The sequence below is a fragment of the Microcoleus sp. S13_C5 genome (assembly GCF_036700845.1).
Classification (GTDB): domain Bacteria; phylum Cyanobacteriota; class Cyanobacteriia; order Cyanobacteriales; family Microcoleaceae; genus Microcoleus.
In genome coordinates, this window is sequence record NZ_JAUBPR010000080.1 from 1 (window position 1) to 3,948 (window position 3,948).

Below are 3,948 nucleotides of genomic sequence, written 5' to 3' on the forward strand. Positions count from 1 at the left end.
TAAATAGTCTAAATGAAAGCTCATTACTCTAACTGTATTGGTTGAGCTATTTTACACCATAAACTCAGGAGAGCCGTTTTTCCCTTGCCAAAAGCAGTGACAATATCATTTCCATTAGTTCCAACAAAAGTGGCAGAACGATTCGGTTCAAATTGTCCAAATTTTGTATAATGATCGAGACCTGAAGAGAAACTTCCTGCTTTCACAGCCGCAGCAACATCGGGATTTTTTTGCAAATATTCAAATTCCGAAAAGTTATCCAATACACTATCTATACTAAAAATCAAAAGACCGCGACCTCGATTTGCTAGAAATGGAATATTGGCATTTCCATCAATTTGAGCAACTCTTTCGATACCTCTACCATCGCCTAGCAAAATATTATAATTGCTGCTATTCTCTCCAGACGAGAATAGATACTCTCCTCGCGTTCCTGCCAGTTGGATCGAATCTGCTTGCGGGTCAAAATTTTTAATAATAACAGGTATGTTTCCAAAACCCCTGTAGAAAATAGAATCATTGGTATGGGAAAAATCCCCAACACCAAGCACAAAAGTATCAGAGCCTTGACTGCTAATTAAGGTATCTTGATCGAGATAATAGTTGTTTTTTTCATAAACTCGATTGCCTGCTGCATCTAAAGATACTTGAACGCCGGTGATTTCAACTTTCCCTACGCCAAATCCAGCCACAACGTCACTGCCTGTAGTACCGACAAAGGTTGCAGAGCGGCTTGGCTCAAATTGTCCAAATTTTCGGTAATGTTCTCCGCCTGTTTTGAAAACTCCTGCTTGGACTGCTGCTGCTACATCCGGGTTTTTCAGCAAATATTCGGGTTCAAAAAAGGTACTCGCATAAAGGCTTTCTTGGGCTCCGAATTTGATAAAGTGCTCAAAACCAGATTTGAAAGTTTGGTTCTGCACAAAGGGAGCAAGTACGGGGTATCGCTTTAAATAAAACGATTCATCGTAGTCAGCCGATGTATTGACAAGACCTTGTTCCCAGCCAAACTGAATAAAGTGATCTAACCCTGAGACAAAAGCTCCTGAACTGACAGCGGCCGCGACTGCGGGATTGTTGGCGAGATAGTAATTTTCATCGTAATATCGCGATACTTCCGTGAAACCGAGTTTTTGGCCAAATTTTTCAAAGTGTTCTTTGCCAGAACTGATAATTCCTCGATCGATAGCTTGTTGAACAAAGGGATATTTTGTGAGGTAGTAATTTTCGTCAAAAATATCATAGTTAGCCATATTGTCCTTCTAAGGTATTGATCGGTTTTTTCCCAATTCACCTTACTTTAGGTAAAAACGTTATTTCTTGACAACACAGGCAAGTTAGATATAATTAAATTTAAATCAAGTAATTCGAGAAATAAGATGTATTAATAATTAATATTTTTTGAGGAGTTTTAAGATTTTTCAATTTTATTTAATTCGTTCGATCGAGTAATCAGAAAATGCCACACACAAAACTCAGCGTTTCAGTCAAAGGAAAAGGATTTCCGATCCTCTGCTTGCACGGCCATCCAGGTTCCGGCGATTGTATGTCCGTCTTCACAGAACACTTATCAAAACGGTTCCAGACGATCGCCCCAGACTTGCGGGGATACGGCAACAGCCGAACCTCAACTAGCTTTGAAATGACCGATCATCTGGTCGATTTAGAAGCACTATTAGATAGATTAGGAGTCGATCGGTGTTTGGTGATCGGATGGTCTTTGGGAGGGATTTTAGCTCTGGAATTAGCCATGAAATATCCCCAGCGAGTCACCGGTTTAATTCTCCTTGCATCCGCAGCCAAACCGCGAGGAAGTCACCCTCCCATCTCTTGGCAAGATAACCTTTACACCGGTTTAGCCGGAATTATCAATTGGGTGATACCAGGTTGGCAGTGGAATATTGATACTTTTGCTAGGCGATCGCTCTTTCGCTACTTGATACAGCAGCATACAGCCACCCCTTACCGCTACTTAGCACAGGCAGGTACCCCCGCCTACCTCAAGACTTCCAACACGGCCACCAAGGCATTAAATACCGCTCTGAGGGCCGGATACGATCGACGGCTCCACCTGGGCGACATTCAATGTCCGTGCTTGGTGCTCGCCGGAGAGGCCGATCGGCACATCACCTCAGCATCCAGTTTAGAAACCGCCCGCCACCTCCACGATTGTCAGTGGCAGTGCTACCCAAATACAGCCCACTTGTTCCCTTGGGAAATTCCCGATCGGGTACTCGCAGACATCGATCACTGGATTGAGAGTCACCCCGAAGCAGTTGGCAATTGCGAGTGTTGAGTTTGGAGTTGGTCACAAGCAATTTATCACCCAACAATCAAGAGTTTTGAAGTTACAACTCACAACTCAAAACCGCACAACGTTGTGAGGGAAGCGTAGCCCTCTCACAACTCAAAAATCCCCTGCTTCTACTGACCGCTCAAAACCGGCCACAGCCCTCCATCACCAAGCTTTCCCAAATCTTCTGCAACAGTCAAAGTAATTGGTTTGCAGCGGTAAATCGAAACACTAACACCTTCTGCCCCTTCATTTTCTATGTCTTCTACATATCCTGCTTTTGCAGCTTCCGCCTCTCCATCGGTTAAGAACGGGCCAAAATAGTAAATGCACCGCGGCGCTGAAGTTTTAACTTCAACCCACCAAGCCAATCCGAAAAAGTTGAGTAAGGTAATCAAGAATTCTTTCATCTGCTTTTCTAATGTATTTGATGGTGTTTTCAGGGTGCTGCGAACACGCCTAGGCTTTTGTTATTTACACGTGGCTGACTGCTGCCAAGAACCGTCCAAACCTATTTAAAGCTGATCTCTAAATAGATTGGTGTCGAATTCCTGTTTGAACCTAGGGGCAAGGCCCCTTCTACTTTCGCCTGAACAAGTAACGAGAGTCGATCGGCTATCCTTACTTGTTCCGGGTGTGGTGCCACTCTATTCTGGGCGGCATTCACAATAAGCTACTCTGTTGTACTCTTTTTTTCAACCACCTTTAGGAGCCATGTACGTGAAACTTTTTGGGCCCGCGCTGGCGGTAAATTTCGTATAAAGCCATCCCCGTTGCTACCGAGACATTCAGGCTAGGAGTATGGCCCCTTAAAGGAATTGAAACTAATCCGTCACAGCCGCGCTGTATCAAAAGGCTCAAACCGTCAGCTTCACCACCCACCACTAAAACAGTGGGCCCGGAGAACTTGACTGTCTCTATAGATTGACCGACGCCTGCTGCAGTGCCATAAATCCAGAATCCAGCCTCTTTGAGTTCTTCCAGCGCCCGGTTAAGATTGACAACCCTCGCCACGGGCAGGCTTTCCAATGCCCCTGCTGCCACTTTTCTCACTGCCGAGGTAATCCCAACAGCCCGCCGCTGGGGAATCACCATGCCCTGAGATCCCAATGCTTCTGCGGTGCGAATAATTGCCCCTAGATTGTGCGGGTCGTTGAGTCCTTCTGCTACCACAATTACTGGATCTTCGCAAGCCGACTTAGCCTTCGCGATCAGTTCGCTCAAATCCAGGTATTCGTAAGCTGATACTTGAGCGGCTACGCCTTGATGGTTTGCTTTGCGCGTGATGTAGTCGAGGCGCAAATCGTCAACTTCGTCAATGATGCTGCCGTTGGCTTTGGCTTCGGTTAGCAAGCTGTGAAAGCGGGGATCGTAGCGCAGGTGGGGAACAACCCAGATCCGGTTGAGGACTTGGTTTGTTTCTAAAGCTGCTTGCACCGCATGGCGGCCGTAAATCATGTCGTCTGTGTCTGCGTCTGGTTGCACGACTGTATTTGAGGCAGTGTCAACAGGGCGAGTGTCTCTGTCTTTGTCTCTGTCTCTGAAATGGTTGCCCCGGAATTCCTGGGGGCTATTGTCTTTGTCTCTGTCTTTGTAATAATTGCCCCTGGATTCCTGCGGGCTGCTGTCTCTGTTTCTGTCTCGGAAATTGTTGC

4 protein-coding genes are annotated in these 3,948 nt (G+C 45.8%); 1 reads left to right on the top strand and 3 read right to left on the bottom strand.

Translation table 11 applies throughout. The annotated features are described in order from the left end of the window. Positions 1-23: 23 nt before the first annotated feature. A complete protein-coding gene (locus QUA04_RS19675; RefSeq protein ID WP_333259526.1) occupies positions 24-1,253 on the bottom strand; it encodes a calcium-binding protein in 1,230 nt (409 codons plus the stop codon). A 206-nt stretch (positions 1,254-1,459) separates the two neighbouring features. Here QUA04_RS19675 and QUA04_RS19680 point away from each other — a divergent pair, with 206 nt between their 5' ends. Continuing rightward, positions 1,460-2,296 (top strand): alpha/beta hydrolase, encoded by an 837-nt coding sequence (locus QUA04_RS19680; protein ID WP_333259530.1) that lies wholly within the window; start codon positions 1,460-1,462, stop codon positions 2,294-2,296. Between the two features lie 128 nt (positions 2,297-2,424). On the opposite strand, the gene QUA04_RS19685 is transcribed toward QUA04_RS19680, so the two are convergent. Together QUA04_RS19685 and rlmB are read right to left on the bottom strand one after the other, a co-directional pair. Then, positions 2,425-2,703, bottom strand: coding sequence for a DUF1816 domain-containing protein (locus QUA04_RS19685; protein WP_333044387.1), 279 nt, complete (start codon positions 2,701-2,703; stop codon positions 2,425-2,427). 295 nt (positions 2,704-2,998) lie between these two features. Then, positions 2,999-3,948: 23S rRNA (guanosine(2251)-2'-O)-methyltransferase RlmB (gene rlmB / locus QUA04_RS19690; RefSeq protein WP_333171344.1), on the bottom strand; the 950-nt coding region annotated here is incomplete at its 5' end.

Bases quoted from the DNA above. Each gene is read 5' to 3' on its own strand.
- QUA04_RS19675 (WP_333259526.1), bottom strand. From the start codon at position 1,253: ATGGCTAACTATGATATTTTTGACGAAAATTACTACCTCACAAAATAT.
- QUA04_RS19680 (WP_333259530.1), top strand. From the start codon at position 1,460: ATGCCACACACAAAACTCAGCGTTTCAGTCAAAGGAAAAGGATTTCCG.
- QUA04_RS19685 (WP_333044387.1), bottom strand. From the start codon at position 2,703: ATGAAAGAATTCTTGATTACCTTACTCAACTTTTTCGGATTGGCTTGG.